Below are 21,063 nucleotides of genomic sequence, written 5' to 3' on the forward strand. Positions count from 1 at the left end.
CCAGCTCCCGCAAACGAATCCTCCCGTGACCCCGCGCCATCTCGCGATCTTCCTCCCCTCGCTCAGCGGGGGAGGTGCAGAGAAAGTGATGCTCGCTCTGGCGGAGGAGTTCTTCGCAAGAGGCGTCCGTTGCGATGTCATCATCGCCATGAACAAAGGGCAGCTATTGGACTCCGTACCGGCCGGCGTTCGATTGATCAACCTGCACAAACGTAAACCGCACAGGGCGATCTTAGCCCTCGCTCGCTACTTGCGCCGCGAACATCCTGACACCTTACTAAGCACAATTTTTCAGGCCAACGTAGCGGCTCTAATAGCGGGAACGATCCTCACGCGGGATGCGCGCGTAGTAATACGTGAAGCAGCCCGGGAGGACATCTTAATCGGGGGCGGATCAAAATTTCACACTTGGCTGGACGGCCGCGCGGCGGCCTTGTTGTACACGCGTGCCGCGGCGATCATTGCAGTTTCCGAAAACGTTCGAACCAGTATTTTGCGCCTGCGCGGAATCCGTGCGTCTAGAGTCATGGTAATCCGCAATCCGGTCGTTGCTTCGGACAAAGCTAGGCGGCGCGACCCGGGCGGCGCTCAGAAGATAAGCCTTTTGGCATGCGGTCGGCTCGAACCAGTGAAGGACCACGCTAGCCTGTTGCGAGCGTTTGCGCTGGTCCGCTCACGGTTCAGTGCCAAACTAACCATAATGGGTGAAGGCCCGTTGCTCGACGAGCTGCATGAGCAAGCGCGGCGTCTCGGAATTGTGGATGATGTGTCGTTCCCGGGATTCGTTCGGAACCCACAACAGTACATGCAAGATGCCACAGTGTTCGTCCACACTTCGCGCCATGAAGGCCTGCCAAATGTACTCTTGGAGGCGCTTGCCGCCGGGTGTCCCATCGTCGCCACAGACTGTCCGGGTGGGGTACGCGAGGTACTGGCAGATGGCACATATGGCACGTTGGTGCCTGTTGGCGATCACGCTAAAATCGCTAATGCTATTGAGCAGGTGCTGACCGGTCGCGTACAGTTTCCAAACGCTGGAAATTACCTTAAACAATTTGCAATCAAGCGTGTGGTACAACAATACTTTTCGATATTGTTCCCTGCCGCTTCGAGCGACGAATTGTCAAAGTGATGATTGCCTTTTGCGACCTTGAGCCATGACGTCATCGGCAGAACCTAGGACCTGTCTCAGGATTGCAATGTTGCTGCCCAACCTTCGCGGCGACGGCGCAGTCGGGATGATGCTCGCGCTGGCGAAGGGATTTAGCGGATATAGCCATCAGGTCGATTTACTGATTGTCCGAGCCGAAGGGGAGCGCTCAAGCTCGATGCCAGACGGGGTAACTGTGATACCCCTCAGAGCCAAGCGTCCTCTGTTCGCCGTTCCTGCTCTGGTGCGCTACCTGCGTCGGACCAAGCCTGATTTTTTGGTGGCAACCGAACATTACAGTGGCTTGCCAGCGTTGTACGCGATCATACTCGCGAGGACCCACACGCGTTGCGTTATACGCCAAGACAACACCTGGGGAATGGACAGTCAACGATTCACAGGCCGACACAAAATTGTCACGCCGTGGATGGTTGGGAGATTGTTTCGGCGGTCCGAGATCGTGGCGGTGTCGAAAGGTGTGGCAAGAGATTTCGTCGACCACTTTCCGCAACTCGCCAATAATGTCCAGGTCATCTACAACCCGGTCGTGACCGCTGAGCTGCGCGAGCGGTCTCTCGCGTTACCGGAGCATCCTTGGTTGGCGCCCGGCGAGCCGCCGGTCGTGGTGGCCGTGGGCCGGCTAACGGCAGCAAAAGGTTTTGACCTGTTGATTGACGCATTTGCTCGTGTCACGGCGACAGTGCGGTCGCGGCTGCTCATTCTCGGCGAGGGGCCGGACCGATCGGCGCTTCAAGCTCGCATTCGCGCGCACGACCTTGAAAGCGCATGCCAATTAGTGGGTTATCAGCCCAACCCGCTCGCCTTCATTGCGAGCGCTAACGTATTCGTGCTGTCATCCCGGTTCGAGGGTCTTCCAACGGTTTTGATCGAAGCCTTGTGCACAAATACTCCCGTCATCGCAACCGATTGTCCGAGTGGCCCGAGAGAAATCCTTGCGGATGGAAAGTACGGAATGTTGATTCCGCCAAACGACGTTGGCTTGCTGGCGCAAGCTATCTCTGAGTCCGTCAGGCGCCCGCCACCCCGCGACGCGAACCTGAATGCCTGGCTGCAGCAGTTTGCCGCCGACACCAGCGTCAAAAGACACCTTGCGCTGTTTGACGCTAGTCTTGCCTCGCTGCCCCCGAGCTGAGGCATTTGCCATTGGAGCTCGGCAACCTTGAAGAAGCTCGATGATTTCAACACAACACAACGTCGCCATCATCCTCGCCTCCGGTACCGGCGCCCGCTTTCGCACAGAAACCCCCAAACAGTTCCTGAAGCTGGCGGGCAAAACGGTGCTAGAGCACACACTGGACGTGTTCGAACACCACCCACATATCGATGAGGTGATTGTGGTGGTATCGGCACAGCATCGCCTGCTGACCGAGGAAGTGATCAACAACGCCGGCTACCGCAAGGTCAGCAAAATCGTCATTGGCGGGGCCACGCGGCAAGCCAGTTCCACTGCGGGAATCGCTGCAATTACAGGCGACGATCACAAAGTATTAGTGCACGACGCCGTGCGTCCGCTGCTGGATCACGCCACCATTGATCGTTGCCTTGCCGCTTTGGATCGGCACGATGCCGTCGATACCGGTATTCCATCACCCGACACGATCATCTGTATGGATGACGATAGCTGCATCGCAGAGATTCCAGATCGCTCTGCATTGCGGCTGGGACAAACGCCCCAAGCGTTCCGGGCCGGTTTGCTGCGCCGCGCGCACGCCGTGGCGCGTGAGGATACGAATATCAAGGTCACCGACGATTGCGGCCTGATCCTGCATTACGGGCTCGGTGCGGTTCATGTCGTGCCCGGAGACGTAAACAACATCAAGATTACTTATCCGTCGGATATCTATCTCGCCGACCGTCTGTTCCAGCTACGCACTCGGCAGGCATCGACAGGTGAAGATTCAGCATCGCTTTCAGGCAAGGTCCTGATGGTGTTTGGGGGCAGCCGCGGCATAGGGAAGTCCATTGCCAATCGCGCGCGTGCAGCCGGCGCCGTCGTGGTGGCGGTGTCGCGCGCCGACGGAGTGGATGTGGCTGATGCCAACGCCGTGAGCAAGGTATTGGCGGATGCGCGCACCTCGCACGGACGTATCGACATGGTGGTCAATACCGCCGGCGTGCTGCGCAGCGGTCTGCTCGCGGGCCAGGACTACTCGCAGATCGATGAGCAAATAAGTACCAACCTGCGGGGCTGTGTGGTGGTCGCGCGCGAAGCATTTGATGCAATGCGCGAGAGCGGTGGCAGCATTGCGTTGTTCACATCCAGCTCGTACACGCGTGGGCGCGCGCGCTCCAGCGTGTACTCGGCGACTAAGGCCGCAGTAGTCAATCTCATGCAGGGCTTGGCGCAGGAATATCACCCCTTTGGCGTACGCATCAACGCTATCAATCCTGAGCGCACGGCGACGCCTATGCGCACTGAGAACTTTGGCAATGAGCAGGCTACGGACCTGCTGGACGCTGACACTGTAGCCGCAGCTACACTGGCGGCAATGCTCTCGGAGGCCACCGGCGAGGTTATTGATGTTCGCAGGTAGCCGGGGGTCGCGAAGCCTAGTGAAGCGGATGGTCGACCAGACCCTGGGACTTCTCTCTGCGCTTCTGGGATGGATATTGCTGGCACCGTTGGCCGCACTGGTGCCACGACGCAAAGACTGGATCACCATCGTTGGCCGCGATGAAGGAAAGTTCGTCGACAACGCCAAATATTTCCTTCTGCAGGCCACGCCGGCGCTGCGCCCGAAAGTGCGCTGCGTTTTCGTCACGGAACGCCGCGACGTCACCGATATGCTGCTCGCGAGTGGGTACGAGGCAATGTTGTATCCGCGCTGGCGCAGCGTCTGCTTTCTGCTCCGCGCCGGCACGCTGATTGCAGACTCCGCCGAATGGCACCTGCGTTTACGACACTTCTTGACGATGCGATGTAGGCGCGTACAACTTTGGCACGGTGTCGGCTATAAACGCATCGAACTGGACCAATGGCGCAACGAAGCTTCCGGTGGTGGCTGGAAATCCTGGCCATTGCTGCGCATAGCACGATCAGCAAAGCGCGTTTTTCTCGGACGCGTGGTTCGCTACGACTTGGTGAACACCACATCGGCGTTCTATCGCGATGAGGTGTTCAAACCCGCATTTCATAGTGCGCATTTCACCGCGCTCGGATATCCCAGAAACACGTTTGGCAACTTGGATGAGGCTGCCAAGGCGACGGCCTGGCGCAACGTAGATTCAGAAATTACCGGCTGCGTTCACGGATGGCTTGCCGACGGCCGACGCATTGTGCTGGTTGCCCCAACATTTCGCGACACACGCGCAAGCCCCATGGGACTGGGAGCGACGACACTGGCGCTGCTTGACTCATGGTGTGAACTGCAGCGGGTGGAGCTGGTATTCAAGTTTCATCCAGCCGAGCGACGGGCCAGCGAGGTTGCGGGACGACACCTCCATTTGTGTGGTCCAGAGTCGGATCTATACCCACTTATGCCGCTATCCAGCGCATTGATCACTGATTATTCGTCCATCTACATGGACTACTTATTACTGGACAAACCGATCTTGTTCCTCGTCCCCGACTTGGACGAGTACGTGAGCAAGGACCGCCAACTGCAGTTCGACTTTCGGGATATGACACCTGGTCCCAAAGCTTCCACGTGGCATGAGTTGGTCAAACATGCGGATCGGCAGTGGGAAGCCGATGAATACATCGAGGCGAGGGGCGCCCTTAAGCTGAAAGCCTTTGATGGCCGGCCACAGGAGTTTGCCGTGCCCCTGCTGATAGAGTTCATGCGCGACCAAGAATGGTTGCCGAAAGCAGCAACGTCTTCCATTAATTCCGTAACGCAAGCAGATGCATAACCAGACCACGCTCATCGTCGGCGCCGGCTACGCCGGCAGCGTCATGGCGCGCGAACTGGCCGATGCGGGCTGCCGTGTCCACGTCATCGACAAGCGCCCGCATATCGCCGGCAATGCCTACGACGAGCTGGACGAACACGGCGTGCTGGTGCATCGCTACGGGCCGCACATTTTCCACACCAATGGCGAACGCATCTTCGAGTATCTGTCGCGCTTTACCGAGTGGCGGCCATACGAGCATCGTGTGCGCGGCGTGGTGGATGGGGTTTCGTACCCTTTCCCGATCAATCGCGACACATTGAACCAACTGTATGGGCTGGACCTTGATGAAGCCGGGGCGGCGGCATTCTTCGAGCGCGTGCGGGAACCGCGCGAGCCGGTGGCAACGAGTGAGGATGTGGTGCTCAACGCCGTTGGCCGTGACTTGTACGAGAAGTTTTTTCTCAACTACACCCGCAAGCAATGGGGGTTGGACCCGTCGCAGCTGAAGGCTGGCGTGGCGGCGCGCATCCCGGTGCGCACGAATACGGATGACCGTTATTTCACCGACACGTTCCAGGCGATGCCGCTGCATGGCTACACGAGGATGTTCGAGGCCATGTTGGATCACCCCAACATCACCGTTGAGCTGAGCGTGGACTTTGCCGACGTGCGTGCCCGCAACCATCATGACCACATCGTCTACACCGGCCCGATCGACGCCTACTTCAACTATCGCTACGGCCACCTGCCCTACCGTTCACTGCGTTTCGAGCACGAACACCTGCCGGCCGCCGACCGGTACCAGGACGTGGGCACGGTGAATTACCCGAATGACCACGCTTACACGCGGATCACCGAATTCAAGCACCTGACCGGACAGCAGCATGCCGGCACGTCCATTGTGCGCGAGTATCCGCAGGACGAAGGGGACCCGTACTATCCGGTGCCGCGCGCCGAGAACGAGGCGCTGTTCAAGCGCTACGAAGAGCTGGCGAAGCTGGAGGCCGATGTGACTTTTGTCGGACGGCTTGCGCAATACCGCTACTACAACATGGATCAGGTGGTCGGCGCGGCGCTGGCGGCAGCGAAGAACTTCCTGTCACGCGAGGCCTGAGGGTACATACCGTAATGCAGATACAGGTGCCGTTTCATTGCCCAACCCTTTCCAGACTCGCGCTATCGGTGCGGCGGGAAGCTTGAGCATGCGCATAGCCTTTCTGTGCAAGCGGAAGTACATGGGCAAGGATGTCATCGCTGATCGTTACGCGCGGCTGTACGAGATCCCTTTTCAACTGGCTCGACTGGGCCACGACGTGCGCGGGTTCTGCCTCAGCTACCAGGGCCACGACGAAGGGCAGTGGCAGCATGATGCAGCGCCGGGCAGGCTGACCTGGGAGTCGCGCTCGTTGGGGCGCCTGTATGTACCCGGGCTGGTCGGCTACCCGCACCACCTGCTGAAGCGCCTGCGCGGCTATGCACCTGACTTGCTGATCGGAGCATCCGACATCCCGCATGTCGCCCTCGCACGATGGCTGTCGCTGCGTCTGGATGTGCCCTACGCCGTAGACCTTTACGACAATTTCGAAGGCTTTGGACAGGCGCGCATACCCGGCATGGTGCCTGCGCTACGGCGTGCCGTGCGTGGCGCGGCGTTGGTGACCACCACCAGCGAACCACTGCGCGAACTGGTCGTTGAAGGCTACGGCGCGCAGGGCGAGATCATCGCCATGCCGAGTACGGTGGATCGATCCGTGTTCCGCCCGAAGGACCGATTGGCCTCCCGTCAGTCGCTGGGGTTGCCCGCAGATGCACGATTGATCGGCACTGCGGGTGGTCTCTACCGCGACAAAGGCATCGGCACGCTCTATGAAGCGTGGAAGACTGTTGCGCAGCAGCGTGACGACGTTCACCTGGTGTTGGCTGGCCCAGTAGACCCGGGGTTTCCACCGCCGACCGGTCAGCGTGTTCACCATCTGGGCATGCTGCCCCACGTCCGCACGGCAGATTTGTTCAACGCGCTCGATGTGGGAGCGATCTGCATTCGCGACACGGCGTTTGGCCGCTATTGTTTTCCGCAGAAAGCATACGAAATGCTGGCCTGCCAGCTGCCCGTTGCCGCCGCGGACGTTGGAGCGATGTCGCACCTGCTCGCGGGCATGCGTTCGTGCCTATACCACGCGGACGATGCCGCTGACCTCGCTCGTGCGCTGCTGCTCCAACTCGACCGGCCAGCAGTCGCTGATGTGCCCATAGACGACTGGGCCCAACTGATCGGCAGACTCGAACCACACCTGCTTGCGCTGGGCGCGCGCGCGCGCGATCGCCCGCGCTAAAAGGCCAGCAATCAATAACGTGGCGTGCGATGCCACCGCCATGCGGTTTCAATGATGGCCGGCATGGCGTCAAACGATGGCTGCCAACCCAACACCTCGGCGGCGCGCGAACTGTCGGCCACCAGCGTTGGCGGATCACCTGCGCGGCGTGGTTCAACGGCGAAGGGTATCGACCTGCCGGTAACCTGGCACGCGGCGTCGATGACCTCCATCACGGAGTAGCCATGGCCGCTGCCGAGGTTGAAGTGATGCGCGCCATCGTGGGCGTCGAGGTAGCGCATGGCCAACAGATGGGCCGATGCAAGATCGTCAACATGCACGTAGTCGCGCACACACGTGCCATCCCGTGTTCCGTAGTCGTTGCCGAATATCCGCAAACCATCGCCTTCGCCCAGTGCATTGCGCAAAACGTTGGGGATCAGATGGGTTTCTGGCGTGTGTGATTCGCCGATCTCGCCATCGGGGTCTGCGCCGGCTGCATTGAAATAGCGCAAGGCCACGGAGCGCAGCCCATAGGCCTGCGCGGCATCCGCCAGCATGCGCTCGACCATCAGCTTGCTGGCACCATAAGGGTTGATCGGCAAGGTCGGGTGCGATTCGTCGAGGTAATCCGCCACCGGCAATCCGTAGACGGCGGCGGTGGATGAAAACACCAGTCGATCGACACCTGCGAGGCGCATGGCCTCCAGCAGGTTCAACGTACCCGTGACATTGTTTTCGTAGTACGCGTACGGTCTGCGCACCGACTCGCCCACTTGCGACAAGGCGCAAAAGTGCATGACCGCATCGAAGCGATGGGCCGCGAACAACTGGGCGAGCGCCACCTTGTCGAGCAGGTCACCCTCGACCAGGTCGCCCCAACGTACCGCCGCGCGATGTCCGGTGGAAAGGTTGTCGAATACCGTCACCCTGCAGTTCGCACGCGCCAGGGCCTTCGCCATGTGCGCACCGATGTAACCGGCACCACCGCAAACCAGTACATGCGTCATGTGCGCGGACCTTTCGACGGTGTGTCGAGCGCGCAACGGGCAATCAAACCGGCATAGCCATCGGCAATGACGTCCCAATCCACGCGGCTGACAGCGGCATCGCGGATGCGCTTCGCGTGCTCGGTCGCCTGCTCCGGATCGTCCAGCGTTGCCAGGATGGCCGCGGCCAGGGCCTCTGCATTCTTTGCGTCGACGCAGACTTCGGCAGCCGCGCTACCAAGAAGGTCGTGAACACCGGCCACCTCGCCCACGACAACCGGACAGCCGCAACCAATCGCCTCCATCAGCACCACCGGCAGGCCCTCCTGGTTACCGGATTCGTCACGAATGAACGGGGCGACGAAAACGCTGGCGCGACGATAAAGCTGCGGCAGCGATGCCTGCGGCATGGCGCCCAGAAAACTCACGCTGCTCTCGATGCCAAGCCGCGAGGCCTGGGTTCGCAACGACGCCTCTTCCGGGCCGAAGCCCGCGATGTTCAATCGGACAGATGGCCGTAAGGCAAGCACCCTGGGCATCGCGTCAAGCAAATACGGCAGCCCCTTCTTCGGCACCAGCCTGCCCACGAAAAGCAGCTCGTCGGTTGCGCGCTTCTCTCCCGCGCCAGGGACGAAGCGTTCGCGCAGATCTACCCCCATGGGCAACACAACCAGCTCTGGCGATTGAAGACCGATGGCTGTCGCCTCGTCGCGCATCGCACCGCTGACGACCGTCATGGCCGAGGATGCTGCCGCCACGCGCCGCTTCAACGCATTGAGTACGCGCCCGCGCAAACCGAACAAGTCCCCGCCATGCGACGTCACCAGGTAAGGAAGGGCGAAACGACGCTTCAGGCCAAGCGCAACCAGCCCTTGCGGGATCAGCCAGTGCGCGTGAATGACGTCAACGCGTCGCTCCTTGAGCAGCCGCCTCGCCGCCAAGTACTGGCCCAGCACGAACCCCGGTATCAACAACCATTTCCACGCATGGCGCTGCAGGTTCGTGGCGATGCCACCGTTGTTGACCAAGGTCTGCAGGCGACGGGGAGCATAGCGATAGCGGATGACTTCCACCCCATCGAGCATGCCGCTGGAATCCGCACCCGGCGCATCAGGCACCAGCGCAATGACATCCATGCCGGCCGCCAGACGGCGGCACAACTCATGGACGAAACCCGGTTCAACGTCATTGGCCCACCGCGGATAGGTGGAAGCCAATACCAGCACGACGGGCCTGCTCGGCTCAGACATCACGCCGATACGTCAACGCCGTGATTTGCTCGGAGATCAGCCCGATCAGGAACACGATCACCGCCGCGCTCCACATCAACGTGCTCATGTTGGTCAGTCGCCCGTACAGGAAAAAGGTGCGCGCGTAGTTGGCCAGGCCCAGCAGGAAAAACACACCGCTGGCCGGCACGAACAGCTTCAGCGGTGAGTACAGCGTGGCGATCTTGAAGATGATCAGCAGGAAGCGCACGCCGTCGTGCAGCGGGCGGATGTGGCTTTTGCCCACGCGCTGGGCGGCGGTGATCGGTACGTAGGTAACCGGGTAGGCGCTGCGGAAAAACGCCATGGTGCTGGTGGTGGGGTAGCTGAAGCCGTTGGGCAGCAGGTGGATGAACTCGCGGAATTTCTCGGCGCGCACGGCGCGGAAGCCGGAGGTGAGGTCGGCCACGTGGTGGCCGGTCATGCGGCTGGCGAGCCAGTTGTACAAGGTGTTGGCGACGCCTCGGCCGACGCCGGCCTGGCTGCTCCAGTCGCGCGCACCGACCACCATGTCGTAGCCCTGCTCCAGTTTTTCCAGCAGGCGTGCCACGTCGGCGGGATCGTGCTGGCCGTCGCCATCCATGAACACCAGGATGTCGCCGGTGGCCATGCGCGCGCCGCGCTTGATGGCCGCGCCGTTGCCCATGGAATACGGGGAGGAAAGGCATTGCACGCCGGCACTGGCACAGACATCGCGCGTATTGTCGGTGCTGCCGTCGTCGACCACGATGATCTCGGCATCGGGATGCATGGCGCGCAAGCGCGGCAACAACTCGGCCAGCGCGGGTGCCTCGTTCTTGGCTGGCAGGACGATGCTGAGGCGGTTCAAACGGCTACTCCCCCGGTGTGAGCGGGAATCATAGCGTGAAGGTGGGGAGGTTGTTTGGGGCTTGTTTGGAGTTTCTGTGGGAGTGGCTTCAGCCGCGATGTGTTTGGCCTGGCTTGATGAAGAGCATCGCCATGGAAGTGACTCCTGCCACGGCAGCGCTCTTACATGATGGACGGAAGCTCGGCAGGTGGCACACCACTCAGGGAGTTTGAGCGTAGCGTCACGCTCGGGAGATCACGCACCGCCTTGACCGCATCGATCAACGTCTGCTTCTCATCGGATGTCAGTGTTTTCAGGTCGCCATCGTTGAAATAGACCAGTGCTTTCAGGCTTTCACTCGGCTGGAAGTTTGGGCCATATAAACACCTGGCTGATGCCAGTCCGCGCGACAAATCCGCGCCTGCTTTGATCATGGTGGAAATGTCTCGATAGTCCTTGGCCTCCGCGCGCTGAAGTATCACTTTGACCTTGGTTGCCATCAGGTCGTCGAGGGAGGCCACCCGCACAACACCATCATCAGTAAGATCCGGCTCACCTACCCGCCCGAAGGCAATGGTGCCGAAGAAAGAAATCTTGACATGCTCGTGCCCTAAATCTGCATTGGGGGCAAGCACGACCCAGGTGTTGTCCTGATCTTGCAATGTGATGGATTGCGCCATGAACGGGAAAGCCGCCTTGATGGCGGTTTTGTCGAGTGGATCTTCCGAAAAGAAATCGAAATCCACGGAATCACGATGCCCCAATCGGAGTGCAATGGCGGTACCGCCGTAAAGCGTAAAACCGAGAGCCGGTGCATTCCCAAGCTGCGGCCACAGAATCCTCTGGGCGGGAGGCAATACGTCCAGGCAAGGCTTGAACCTTCCCGTCACTCGAATCTCCGCACGGGCAAAGCCGGCACCTCGTCCACGCCGGACAGGCCCAGACGATAGTGCCAGTAAGCCCAAGAGCGCTCATTGAACTGGCCTGCCTCCGCGTGAATCAGAACTTCGCGAAGTGCCTCATCGCCAACTTGCGAGGCAAGTGTCTGAACGTCGGCGTAGTCACCGATATTCATGACTTGGGCAATCACCCGCTCGGGCATGGCTATGGCGTCTTCCGGCGTTTTCCACCAGATGTACTTGCCGGCAAATGGCTTCAAGGACGCCTGATTGATCCCGACCATGATGACTCCGCAATGCGGGTACGTTGTACGCTGATTTTACTTCAAAAAGTCATATAAATCAATAACAAATGATCTTATGACGATGATGTCTACCGCGGTTTCGATGTGGCGAGAAAGGGATTTCCGTGAATACGGACAACGCGTTATGGAGGAAACCAGCTATGGGAGCGGCTTCGCGATGCGTTTGGCGTGGCTTGATGAAGATCATCGCCACTGAAGTGGCACCCACAACGGCGGCGCCTGCCTGTGGGAGCGGCTTAAGCCGCGACGCTTCTGACGCTTGAAGGCCAGCCCAAAAGCGTCGCGGCTGAAGCCGCTCCTACAGGGGTGCTGCAAATTGGGGCCTAGCGAAACAGGTCGTGCGGATCGGGCATGGCGATATCGGGGATCGCGTCGTGCTCGAGTTCCGTATCCGTATGGGTGGGTGTCTCGTCATGGCTACGTTCGCGGATCACCAACCGGCCGGTCTTGGTGAGGTGCTGGATGCGGGCGAAAACCTCGCTGCGGCCGAACGGCTTTTTCATGAAGTCGTCGGCGCCGAAACGCTGCACGTAGAACTGCTCGGTGGCCTGCAGGTTGCCGCTGATCATCACGATGGGAATGGTCTGCGTGGCCGGATCGCGGCGCAGCGCACGCAGTACCGCAAAACCGTTCATGCCGGGCAGCACGATGTCCAGAAAGATCAGATCGGGTTGCTCGGTCTGGGCCATTTCGAGGGCGGTCTCGCCATCGGGAGCCTTGAACACCACGTGGCCTTCCTGGCTGAGCATCTTGCCCAGCACGGCGCGGATGGTGGATGAATCGTCCACGACCAATACGCGCGCGCCACGGGGCAAGTCGGCACGGGGCACCGCGCGGCGATCGGCGGGGGCACCTCTTCCCAGCAATCGCTTGATCCGCTCAAAACCCGCCATAGCAAACCTGCCTCCCTTTGGATAGTGCGTTTAGTCTCGGTGCATAAGTGTCCGCACGCAAGGCAAATGAATCACGTCGCCAACCAGAGGTTGGCCAATGGCACGGTCAACAGCGAAATCAGGATGCCCACACCGAGCACGGTATTGGCCAGTTCGGGGTCAAGGCCGTATTCGTCGGCGAGGATAGCCGCCGACACCATCGGCGCCATCGCCGCCTGCAATACGCCCACGGCCAGTACCAATCCGCCGATACCCGTGGCAACGCCCAATGCCAGGCAAAGCAGCGGTGCCAGCATGAGTTTCCAGCCCAACCCCATGCTGGCCGCAAGCCATTGCCCCTGCCCGCCACGCAGCTTGAACTGCGTGCCCACGGAAAAAAGTGCCAGCGGTGTCATGGTGGCGCCGATCGGCGAAAACACGCCATCGAGCAGCGGCGGCCAGCCGCCGCACTGGCCGGCGATCGCGCCCAGCACCAACGCAATGAACGGGGGAAACAGGACCACCCGCCGTGCGATCAGCCGCGGGCTGGCGACGGCGCCGGCATAGATGGAAGCCACCACGATGCCCGCCGACGCCAGGATCATGAAGGTGCCCAGCTGGTCCGCGACGATCGCCAGCGCCAGGCCTTCCTTGCCGCGCAGCGCCTGGAGCAACGGGTAGCCCATGAAGCCGGTATTGCCCAGGCCGCAGACCAGGATCAACGCACCGATACGCTGGCGCGACCACCCCAACCTGGCCCCCAGCACGCCAAACAACAGCCACGCGCCGCCGAACGTCAGCCACATCGCGGCCACCAGGAACCACAGCTGCGGATCGAACGTGACGCGCGGAATCAACTCCAGCACCAGCGCCGGCAGCGCCACGTTCAGCACCCACCAGTTGAGCGACGCAACCATTCCCGCGGGCGGGCGCGCGTAACGCGCCACCAGCGTGCCCAGCACCAGGCACACGAACAACATCAACATCGCACTCATCAGCGGGGCACATGACCGAAACAGCCGTCCATTAGACGCGATGCGGGGGCGGCACGAAAGCGCGCCGTTGCGGCTTTCGGCCATAATCCTGCGCTTGCCTACGCATATCCGATGTTGATGACTGAGTCGAACTCATACTTGAAGCGGTCGAAACCTCCGCTCACGTCATTCCCCCGAAAGCGGGAGGTGCTTTTCAACAGCCGAAGGGCTGGTCATCCAGTGGCTTTCGCCCGACCTCAGGGGCACTGGATTCCCGCTTTCGCGGGAATGACGAGCTTGGGCATCCATGACTGACCTCGCCCACCGCGCCCACGGCCTGGCCGGCGACAGCACGCCGCCGGATTGGCCGACGCTGACGACGGCCGAGGTCGAAACGCTGCTGGCCGGTTATCCGCAGGTCGGTCGGTTCGACGCCATCCGCTGGCACAGCCCGCGTCCGCTGTCGGCGGCCTGCCTGGTGGAAACCGCGCGCGGCAGTGTGTTCGTGAAGCGGCACCACCACCGCGTGCGTTCGGTCGCCACCTTGAGCGAGGAGCATCGCTTCATCGCCCACCTGCGCCGTGCCGGCCTGCCGATTCCCGCGGTGTTGCAGGATGCGCAGGCACGCACTGCCGTGGCCATCGGCGATTGGGTGTACGAGGTGCATGAGCGCGCCAAAGGCATCGACCTGTATCGCGAGGCGATCTCGTGGGAGCCACTGCCCGACAGCAATCACGCGCTGGTGGCCGGGCGCACGCTGGCCATGCTGCACAACGCCGCCGAAGGCTATGCCGCGCCCCAGCGCGATACGCACATCCTGGTCGCGCGCAGCGAGCTGATCCTTGCGACCGACCCGCTCGCCGCACTGCAGGCGCAACTGCCATCGCGACCTGGCCTGGCCAGCTATCTTGCCGAGCGCAATTGGACGTCCGAACTGAGCGAACTGCTGGCGCCATGGCATGCCGCCGCGCAGCCGTTGCTGGCACGCCAGCCGCGGCTGTGGACGCACGGCGACTGGCACGTTTCCAACCTGTGCTGGAGTGACAGCAGCGCTGGCGCGCACATCACCGACGTGCTGGATTTCGGCCTTGCGGCGGCCAACTTCGCGCTGTTCGATATCGCCACCGCCATCGAGCGCAATGCGATCGCGTGGCTGGCTTTGGACGGCCATGCCGCACATGCGGACATCGCCTGCGCGCTGATCGAAGGCTATCGACAGGTGCGCCCGCTGGATGATGCGGACGTCGATCTGCTGGCCAATCTTCTGCCGCTGGTGCATGTGGATTTTGCGTTGTCCGAAGTGGAGTACTTCCACGCCATCACGCAATCGCGCGCCAATGCCGACGTGGCCTACGACACGTTCCTACGCGGGCATGCGGCGTGGTTCGGTACCCGCGAAGGTCAATCGCTGCTGCAGAGCATCCACGACTGCGCCTGAGCTGCGCAGCTCTGTGGGAGCGAGTTCAGTCGCGATGCTCTTGCTTGTGAGGCATCAGAAAAAAGCATCGCGACTGAAGTCGCTCCCACAAGTCACTCCCACCCACAAGTCGCTCCCACAGTAAGGCCATCGGAAGCCATTCCATGGTTTAATACGCATTCTTGAAGCGGGGGTGCCTGGCGTTTGCCGGGCTGAGAGAGTCCCTTGGAACCTGATCCGGTTTGCACCGGCGTAGGGAGCTTGATACGGATCGATGCATCTTTCGTGGATGGGTCGATTCGCCGTCGCTTCGTGTGTCCACCGAATTCGACGACGACGATGACTCTTTCCCGCACTCCCCTCTTGCTTGCCCTGCTGGCCTCCCTTGGCGTGGCGCACGCCGCCGATACCCAGAACACGCAACCGCGCACCACCGATCTGTCGACCATCGACGTGAAGGCCATGGCCGACCGCGATGCCACGCCGGGCACCGGCCTGGACAGCTACGGCAACGCATCGCTGCATGACACGCCCGCCTCCGTCACCGTCGTCAGCCGCCAGCAGATCGACGACCGCCAGATCCGCACGTTGAGCGAATTGGCCCGCGAGGATGCCTCGCTGGGCGACAACTATGCGCCGGTTGGGTACTACCAGGACATCGCCATCCGCGGTTATCCGCTGGACCTGGCCACCGGTTTGCGCCTCAACAACCTCACCATCGCCGGCGAGCAGCCGGTGGCGCTGGAAGACAAGCAGCAGGTGCAGATCCTGAAAGGCCTGGCCGGACTGGAAGCGGGCGTGATGGAGCCGGGCGGCGTGGTGAATTACGTCAGCAAGCGTCCGGACAATGTCCGCAACGTCACGCTGGGCGTCGACTCGCATGGCTCGCGCTACGGCGCGCTGGACGTGGGCGGCTGGCTGACGCCGGCCTTTGGCGTGCGCCTCAACGCCGCTTATGAAGACACCCATTCCTACGTGCAGCACGCCGATGGCCGGCGCAATTTCTACGCGGCGGCCATCGACTGGAACATCTCGCCCAAGGCCACGCTGCAACTGGATGGCAACTACCAGACCAGCGCGCAGCGTTCCGTGTCCGGTTATCAACTGCTGGGCGGCAACACCATCCCCGCCCACGCCAGCGCCACCCGCATGCTGGGTTTCCAGCCATGGCAGAAGCCAGTGGACATCCACGCCGCCAACAGCAGCGCGCGCTTCGCCTATGCATTCAATGAGGACTGGCGCCTGCGCCTTTCCGCCGGCCACAGCCGCAGCCTGATCGACGACAACGTGGCGTTTGCCTACGGCTGCTTCTACGCGGCCGACTGCGCCAGCGGCGCCACCCCGGGCAATTATTTCGCGCCGAACGGCGACTACGACGTCTACGACTACCGCAGCCCCGACGATACCCGCGTGGACAACGAGGCACGCGCGGTGCTGGAAGGCCGCTTCGACACCGGTGCGCTGAGCCACCAGATCAGCGTGGGCGCCAGCGCGTTCCAGCGCAGCATCGACCGCCGCCAGGATGTCTACGACTATGTGGGCACCGCGAACATCGCCGATGTGGATCCGCCGGTGTTCGCGCCCTCGCCCAATCAGCCCGGCGCCTCGGCACGGCGGCTGACCAGTTGGCAGCACTCGCTGTTCGCGCTGGACCGCATCCACCTGGGCGAGCACTGGCAGGTGATTGCCGGCGACCGCTTCGTGCGCCTGCACGACCGCGCCTATGACAGCGACGGCGTGCCCGAACGCAACACCCGCCTCAGCAAGGCGCTGCCGCAGGCGGCCGTGCTGTGGCAGCCGACCGATCCGCTGACCGCGTACCTCAGCTACAGCGAGGGCCTTTCGCTGGGACAGGAAGCGCCGTACTGGACCAGCAACGACGGCAGCACACTGGCGCCGCGGCTGTCGCGGCAGGTCGAGGCCGGGTTGAAATACCGGGTGAGCAATGCGTTGAACCTCACCAGTGCGGTCTACCGCATCCGCCAGCCGTACCAGTTTGCACGGCCGGACGATACCGAGGCAGGCTTCACCTTCGTGCAGCAGGGTGAAGAGGTGCACACCGGGCTGGAGCTGGGCGCCAACGGCAAACTCGGCAGCAACCTCAACCTCACCGCCAGCGCCAGTTTCATCCGTGCCCGCGCCGAAAACACCGGCGCCGCGGCGTACGAAGGCCACCAGGTGGTGAACGTGCCGCGCCTGCGCACGGCCATCCACGCCGATTACCGTCTGCCGTTCGCGCCCGCGTTGAGCGTGCTGGGCGGTTGGCGTTACGCGTCATCCAACATCGCCACGCCGGACGGCCGCGAGCGCGTGCCTGCCTATCACGTATTCGACCTCGGCCTGCGTTACACCGCGCAATGGCGCAGCCATCCGCTGGTCGCGCGGCTGGGCATGGACAACGTGTTCAACCGGTTCTACTGGCGCGACACCGGCAGTTCCGGTGGCGACAGCTACCTGTTCCCCGGCGCGCCACGGTTGACCCGGCTGTCGGTGACGGTCGGCTTCTGATGAGCTGGGTCGAGCTCATCGGGGCACTGGTCAGCGCCCTCGCCGTGTGGCTCACGGCGCGGCGCCGGCCCTGGTGCTGGCCGATCGGGCTGGTGTCGGTGCTGATCTACGCGTGGATCTTCATCGACGCGAAGCTGTACTCCGACGCCCTGCTACAAGGCGCATTCGCTGTGATGATCGTCTACGGCTGGGTGCGCTGGATGCAGCACCTGGACGACCAGGGCCGGGTGCAACTGGCGCCGCTGCCCTTCCGGCACGCGCTGCAACACGTCAGCGTCGGCGCGCTGGGCGCGCTGGCGCTGGGCTTCGCCATGCACCGCTGGACGGATGCGGCGCTGCCCTGGCTCGACGCGGCGCTGACCGCTTTCAGCCTGGTGGCGCAATGGTGGCAGGGCCGCCGACACATCGCCGCGTGGTGGCTGTGGATCACCGTCGATGTGTTGTACGTGGGCGAGTACGTATACAAGTCGCTGCTGATCACCGCGGTGCTGTACGTGGCCTTCATTGTGCTGGCAGTGATCGGCCTGCGCGCGTGGCGCCGCTCGGCGGGCGAAGCGGTGGCGGCCTAGGCTCCGGACGCCATCACGGTCGGATTGCATCGGTTCAGGCTGGCAACTATTTCCTGACGCGTTTCGGTGCAGAATGCCGAAGCCATGAACACATCAACCCTTGCCCGGTTATCGCCTTGTCTGGCACTGCTGCTTTCGGTAGCGGCGGGGCCAGTGGTGGCGCAGAACATCTACAAATGCAGCCATGGCGGCCAGGTCGAATACACCGACAAGCCCTGCCCCGGCAGCGGAGAGTTGGTGCATCGCGCGGACGACACCGAAATCATCGACCGCTACCTGCGACTGGGCCAACTCGATGCGGCGAAAAATTATGCCGACGCACGCCAGCTGCAGGCGCTTTACCAGCAGCGCCTGGAAGCCCATGTGCAGGCGGAAAATGAGCGTGTGCAGCGCCAGGCAGAGGAGGCCGCTGCCGCTGCGCAACAACGCGAACAACAGGCGCAGCAACAAGCACTGGCCGACGCGGAGGCCAACCGCCAGCACCTGCTGATCGAGAACGAAACGCTGCGCCAGCAGAACGCCCAGTACCAGGATGAACTGACCCAGCCGCCCGGCATCTACGCCTCTCCGTATTGGGGCGCCTCACCGCGCTGGCCGCGCCGCCATGACGGGCACCGTGATCGCGACCACGATCGCGGCCATGACGGTGATCGTCCCATGGGGCCGAGGCCGCCGGCGTTCCATCCTTGCGAAACGCTGGCCGGCGGTCGCCTGCGCTGCTGAGCGTCACCCGTCTTTCTGTAGGAGCGGCTTCAGCCGCGATGCTCTTCGGTGGAGATCCAGAGCAAAAGCATCGCGGCTGAAGCCGCTCCCACAGGGGTTGCTCCCACCATGGAAGCCCCTAGGACGGATCAGGCTTTTTCCTGCGCCGTGCGGCGGGCTTGGTCGCCACCGGCGGCTTGGTATCGACGCGTGCCGCCAGCGACGGCCCCACATAGCCGACGAACTTCTGCCGCAGTTGGGTGATGTCGCTGATGCGGCCCAGCACGTCGCCCATCTCGCGCGTCATCGCGCTGATCAACAGGCTGAACAATGCGGTGAACGTGCCCAGGCTGTGCCATGCGCGTTCGGCGCGCAGCGGCACCATCAGCACGTTCGGCGTCAGCTGGCGCGCCCAGTAGCACTGCGTGTCGGTGATGATCACCAGCGGAATGCCGCGTGCCGCCACCTCGTCGGCCAGCAGCCGGAAATGGCGCGAGTAGCGCCGCACGTCGATCAGCACCACGCAGCTTTGCGGGGTGGAATCCAGCAGCAGCTCGGTGTACGCGCCATCCGCGCCGGAGTCGAACGTGACCCGCGGCCGCACGTGTTCCAGCAGGCTGGCGAAACCCAGGCCCAGAAAGCGCCCGTGCTGGAAGCTGGCGATCGACACCTTGTCCGCCTCGATCAGCATCCTGACGATGGTTCGCCACTCCTCGGTGCGTGCCAATTCATGCACGTCGGTAAGCCCGCGGATTTCCGCCTGCAGGTTCTCGCTGACGAAATCCGCATCGCTCGACGGCAGCGGCGCCTTGTACAGCTTCAGCCAGGGCGCATCGCCGCGCAGCTCTTCCTTCAACTCGCCCAGCCCGGCGTAGCCGAGATTGCGCAGGAAGCGCCCCACCGTCATCGCGCTCACGCCCACCCGCTTGCCCAGCGAGGCGGCCGTCTCGAATGGAATGCCACTGATGTTGTTCAGCAGATGGGTGGCGATCTTCTGCTCGGACGCGGTGAAGCTGTCCCAGCGGCCCTTCAGTTTCTTTTGCAGATCTTTGGTCATCGTCTTCCGTTCATCGCGCCAGCACCACGGCCGCGGATGCCTGCCCTTCCAGGTCGCCCATGCGACGGCCCAGCATATACAGAAGCGACGCGGACACGCCCGCCACCGCGGCAATCAGGGTGAAGAACCACGCGTGGGTGAGCTGGCTCCACAGGGTACCCAGCGCGCCGGCCAGCAGGTTGCCAAAGAAGCCGGCGAAGAACCACGTGGCGATACTGGTGGCGCGAAAGCCTTCCGGCGCCATGCGCCCAAACAGGCCCAGCCCCACCGGCAGGATGTACAGCTCGCCCGTGGTCAGCAGCACGAAGAACGCGAACAGCCACACCCAGCTGGCGCGCGTGCCATGCGCCTCGCACCATGCTTCCACCGCGGCCAGCATCAGGAACGAACAGCCCACGATGAACGCGCCGAATGCCATCTTGTCCAGCCAGGGCGTTTCCACGCCGCGGCGCGCCAGCCGCGCCCAGCGCGCCACCAGCGGCGGCGTGAAGGCGAACACCACCAGCGAGTTGATAGCCTGGAACCAGGTCATCGGAATGACCCAGTTCCCCAACTGGCGATCGACGCCCTGGTCGGCCCACAGCGCGATGGTGTTGCCGGTCTGCTCGTAGGCGCCGCGGAACACCACCACGATGGCGGCGATGCCGATCAGCAGCATGAAGCGATCGATCACCGCACGATCCACCGGTGGCCGGGTAGCCGCGCGCTCGCGCCGCGGCGGTTCGGGCGGCAGGTAGCGGCGGCCGGCAAGATAGATCACCACCGACAGCACCATGCCGAGGCCGGCGGCGGCGAACCCCCAATGCCAGCCATACCACTCGCCCAGCGAGCCGCACACCAGCGGCGCCAGGAAGCCGCCCAGGTTGATGCCCACGTAATAGATGTTGTACGCCGTCTTGCTGCGCGGATCGCCGTCGCGGTAGAGGCCTTCGATCTGGCTGGCCAGGCTGGGCAGGAACAGGCCGTTGCCCAGCGCGATGGTGGCCAGCGCCGGGTAGAACAGCGGCTCGGACGCCATCATGAAATGGCCCAGCGCCATGGTGATTCCGCCGATCACCACCGCGTTGCGTCGGCCCAGCCAGCGGTCGGCGATCATGCCGCCGAACACCGGCGTGAAATACACGAACGCCGCGTAGGCGCCATACACCAGCGAGGCGTACTCCTGATCCATGTCCAGGTGCTTGGTCATGTAATAGACCAGCAGCGCCCGCATGCCGAAGAAGGAGAACATCTCCCACATTTCGGTGAGGAACAGCACGCTCAGGCCGCGCGGGTGGCCGAACCAGTCGCGCTTGGGTACCGGCGTCAGGCTATTCGACACATATCACTCCAATCGCTCGCGAACTATAGGAGCGCACCCTGTGCGCGATGCTTTTGC

At 62.6% G+C, this 21,063-nt stretch carries 19 protein-coding genes and 1 riboswitch; of the genes, 10 read left to right on the forward strand and 9 right to left on the reverse strand.

From position 1 onward, the window contains the following. The first annotated feature begins 25 nt into the window (after positions 1–25). From ACFPK0_RS10485 to ACFPK0_RS10510, 6 genes are all read left to right on the forward strand, one after another. Positions 26–1,132 (forward strand): glycosyltransferase, encoded by a 1,107-nt coding sequence (locus ACFPK0_RS10485; RefSeq protein ID WP_377340591.1) that lies wholly within the window; start codon positions 26–28, stop codon positions 1,130–1,132. Between the two features lie 67 nt (positions 1,133–1,199). After that, entirely contained in the window at positions 1,200–2,303 is a 1,104-nt protein-coding gene (locus ACFPK0_RS10490; RefSeq protein ID WP_377340593.1) for a glycosyltransferase, read from the forward strand. 40 nt (positions 2,304–2,343) lie between these two features. After that, positions 2,344–3,705 (forward strand): 2-C-methyl-D-erythritol 4-phosphate cytidylyltransferase, encoded by a 1,362-nt coding sequence (gene ispD / locus ACFPK0_RS10495; protein WP_377340596.1) that lies wholly within the window; start codon positions 2,344–2,346, stop codon positions 3,703–3,705. Between the two features lie 28 nt (positions 3,706–3,733). Continuing rightward, positions 3,734–5,023, forward strand: a complete 1,290-nt coding sequence (locus ACFPK0_RS10500) for a CDP-glycerol glycerophosphotransferase family protein (RefSeq protein WP_377340598.1) — start codon at positions 3,734–3,736, stop codon at positions 5,021–5,023. After that, a complete protein-coding gene (gene glf, locus ACFPK0_RS10505; protein ID WP_377340600.1) occupies positions 5,016–6,119 on the forward strand; it encodes a UDP-galactopyranose mutase in 1,104 nt (367 codons plus the stop codon). Before ACFPK0_RS10500 ends, glf begins: the two co-directional genes overlap by 8 nt. Positions 6,120–6,240: 121 nt before the next feature. After that, entirely contained in the window at positions 6,241–7,338 is a 1,098-nt protein-coding gene (locus ACFPK0_RS10510; protein ID WP_377340602.1) for a glycosyltransferase, read from the forward strand. Between the two features lie 11 nt (positions 7,339–7,349). On the opposite strand, the gene galE is transcribed toward ACFPK0_RS10510, so the two are convergent. The 7 genes from galE to ACFPK0_RS10545 form a co-directional block, all read right to left on the reverse strand. After that, positions 7,350–8,327 carry a UDP-glucose 4-epimerase GalE gene (galE, locus tag ACFPK0_RS10515; protein WP_377340604.1) on the reverse strand — a complete coding sequence of 326 codons (978 nt, stop codon included), beginning with the start codon at positions 8,325–8,327 and terminating at the stop codon, positions 7,350–7,352. Further along, a complete protein-coding gene (locus tag ACFPK0_RS10520) occupies positions 8,324–9,556 on the reverse strand; it encodes a glycosyltransferase (protein WP_377340606.1) in 1,233 nt (410 codons plus the stop codon). Before ACFPK0_RS10520 ends, galE begins: the two co-directional genes overlap by 4 nt. Next, positions 9,549–10,403, reverse strand: a complete 855-nt coding sequence (locus ACFPK0_RS10525) for a glycosyltransferase family 2 protein (RefSeq protein ID WP_377340608.1) — start codon at positions 10,401–10,403, stop codon at positions 9,549–9,551. Before ACFPK0_RS10525 ends, ACFPK0_RS10520 begins: the two co-directional genes overlap by 8 nt. A gap of 161 nt (positions 10,404–10,564) precedes the next feature. Continuing rightward, positions 10,565–11,272, reverse strand: coding sequence for a nucleotidyl transferase AbiEii/AbiGii toxin family protein (locus ACFPK0_RS10530; protein ID WP_377340610.1), 708 nt, complete (start codon positions 11,270–11,272; stop codon positions 10,565–10,567). Next, complete coding sequence (locus ACFPK0_RS10535) at positions 11,269–11,565, reverse strand: hypothetical protein (RefSeq protein WP_056077865.1); 297 nt, start codon at positions 11,563–11,565, stop codon at positions 11,269–11,271. The genes ACFPK0_RS10530 and ACFPK0_RS10535 overlap by 4 nt, the downstream gene beginning before the upstream one ends. Before the next feature lie 344 nt (positions 11,566–11,909). Continuing rightward, positions 11,910–12,479 carry a response regulator gene (locus ACFPK0_RS10540; protein WP_377340612.1) on the reverse strand — a complete coding sequence of 190 codons (570 nt, stop codon included), beginning with the start codon at positions 12,477–12,479 and terminating at the stop codon, positions 11,910–11,912. Between the two features lie 71 nt (positions 12,480–12,550). Beyond that, complete coding sequence (locus ACFPK0_RS10545) at positions 12,551–13,444, reverse strand: AEC family transporter (RefSeq protein WP_377341203.1); 894 nt, start codon at positions 13,442–13,444, stop codon at positions 12,551–12,553. Between the two features lie 295 nt (positions 13,445–13,739). Here ACFPK0_RS10545 and ACFPK0_RS10550 point away from each other — a divergent pair, with 295 nt between their 5' ends. From ACFPK0_RS10550 to ACFPK0_RS10565, 4 genes are all read left to right on the forward strand, one after another. Further along, complete coding sequence (locus ACFPK0_RS10550; RefSeq protein WP_377340615.1) at positions 13,740–14,870, forward strand: phosphotransferase enzyme family protein; 1,131 nt, start codon at positions 13,740–13,742, stop codon at positions 14,868–14,870. A gap of 158 nt (positions 14,871–15,028) precedes the next feature. After that, a riboswitch (TPP riboswitch) is annotated at positions 15,029–15,125 on the forward strand. Positions 15,126–15,188: 63 nt separating this feature from the next. Beyond that, the gene (locus ACFPK0_RS10555) at positions 15,189–17,357 is read left to right on the forward strand and encodes a TonB-dependent siderophore receptor (RefSeq protein WP_377340618.1); all 2,169 of its coding nucleotides are present in this window, start codon (positions 15,189–15,191) and stop codon (positions 17,355–17,357) included. Further along, the gene (gene pnuC, locus ACFPK0_RS10560; RefSeq protein ID WP_056602659.1) at positions 17,357–17,926 is read left to right on the forward strand and encodes a nicotinamide riboside transporter PnuC; all 570 of its coding nucleotides are present in this window, start codon (positions 17,357–17,359) and stop codon (positions 17,924–17,926) included. Before ACFPK0_RS10555 ends, pnuC begins: the two co-directional genes overlap by 1 nt. Before the next feature lie 84 nt (positions 17,927–18,010). Next, positions 18,011–18,649: a DUF4124 domain-containing protein gene (locus ACFPK0_RS10565; RefSeq protein ID WP_377340621.1), complete on the forward strand. Its 639-nt coding sequence runs from the start codon at positions 18,011–18,013 to the stop codon at positions 18,647–18,649. Between the two features lie 118 nt (positions 18,650–18,767). On the opposite strand, the gene ACFPK0_RS10570 is transcribed toward ACFPK0_RS10565, so the two are convergent. Further along, on the reverse strand, positions 18,768–19,685 hold the full coding sequence (locus ACFPK0_RS10570) for a MurR/RpiR family transcriptional regulator (protein WP_377340623.1): 918 nt from the start codon (positions 19,683–19,685) through the stop codon (positions 18,768–18,770). A gap of 10 nt (positions 19,686–19,695) precedes the next feature. After that, positions 19,696–21,006 (reverse strand): peptide MFS transporter, encoded by a 1,311-nt coding sequence (locus ACFPK0_RS10575; protein ID WP_377340626.1) that lies wholly within the window; start codon positions 21,004–21,006, stop codon positions 19,696–19,698. Between the last annotated feature and the right edge of the window lie 57 nt (positions 21,007–21,063).

The organism is Rhodanobacter ginsenosidimutans (genome assembly GCF_042655685.1).
Taxonomy (GTDB): domain Bacteria; phylum Pseudomonadota; class Gammaproteobacteria; order Xanthomonadales; family Rhodanobacteraceae; genus Rhodanobacter; species Rhodanobacter ginsenosidimutans.

What these genes read in the sequence shown, in the direction of transcription:
- ACFPK0_RS10490 (WP_377340593.1), top strand. Translation starts at nt 1,200, where the DNA reads ATGTTGCTGCCCAACCTTCGCGGCGACGGCGCAGTCGGGATGATGCTC.
- ispD (WP_377340596.1), top strand. Translation starts at nt 2,344, where the DNA reads ATGATTTCAACACAACACAACGTCGCCATCATCCTCGCCTCCGGTACC.
- ACFPK0_RS10500 (WP_377340598.1), top strand. Translation starts at nt 3,734, where the DNA reads ATGGTCGACCAGACCCTGGGACTTCTCTCTGCGCTTCTGGGATGGATA.
- glf (WP_377340600.1), top strand. Translation starts at nt 5,016, where the DNA reads ATGCATAACCAGACCACGCTCATCGTCGGCGCCGGCTACGCCGGCAGC.
- ACFPK0_RS10510 (WP_377340602.1), top strand. Translation starts at nt 6,241, where the DNA reads ATGGGCAAGGATGTCATCGCTGATCGTTACGCGCGGCTGTACGAGATC.
- galE (WP_377340604.1), bottom strand. Translation starts at nt 8,327, where the DNA reads ATGACGCATGTACTGGTTTGCGGTGGTGCCGGTTACATCGGTGCGCAC.
- ACFPK0_RS10520 (WP_377340606.1), bottom strand. Translation starts at nt 9,556, where the DNA reads ATGTCTGAGCCGAGCAGGCCCGTCGTGCTGGTATTGGCTTCCACCTAT.
- ACFPK0_RS10535 (WP_056077865.1), bottom strand. Translation starts at nt 11,565, where the DNA reads ATGGTCGGGATCAATCAGGCGTCCTTGAAGCCATTTGCCGGCAAGTAC.
- ACFPK0_RS10540 (WP_377340612.1), bottom strand. Translation starts at nt 12,479, where the DNA reads ATGGCGGGTTTTGAGCGGATCAAGCGATTGCTGGGAAGAGGTGCCCCC.
- ACFPK0_RS10545 (WP_377341203.1), bottom strand. Translation starts at nt 13,444, where the DNA reads ATGTTGATGTTGTTCGTGTGCCTGGTGCTGGGCACGCTGGTGGCGCGT.
- ACFPK0_RS10550 (WP_377340615.1), top strand. Translation starts at nt 13,740, where the DNA reads ATGACTGACCTCGCCCACCGCGCCCACGGCCTGGCCGGCGACAGCACG.
- ACFPK0_RS10555 (WP_377340618.1), top strand. Translation starts at nt 15,189, where the DNA reads ATGACTCTTTCCCGCACTCCCCTCTTGCTTGCCCTGCTGGCCTCCCTT.
- pnuC (WP_056602659.1), top strand. Translation starts at nt 17,357, where the DNA reads ATGAGCTGGGTCGAGCTCATCGGGGCACTGGTCAGCGCCCTCGCCGTG.
- ACFPK0_RS10565 (WP_377340621.1), top strand. Translation starts at nt 18,011, where the DNA reads ATGAACACATCAACCCTTGCCCGGTTATCGCCTTGTCTGGCACTGCTG.
- ACFPK0_RS10570 (WP_377340623.1), bottom strand. Translation starts at nt 19,685, where the DNA reads ATGACCAAAGATCTGCAAAAGAAACTGAAGGGCCGCTGGGACAGCTTC.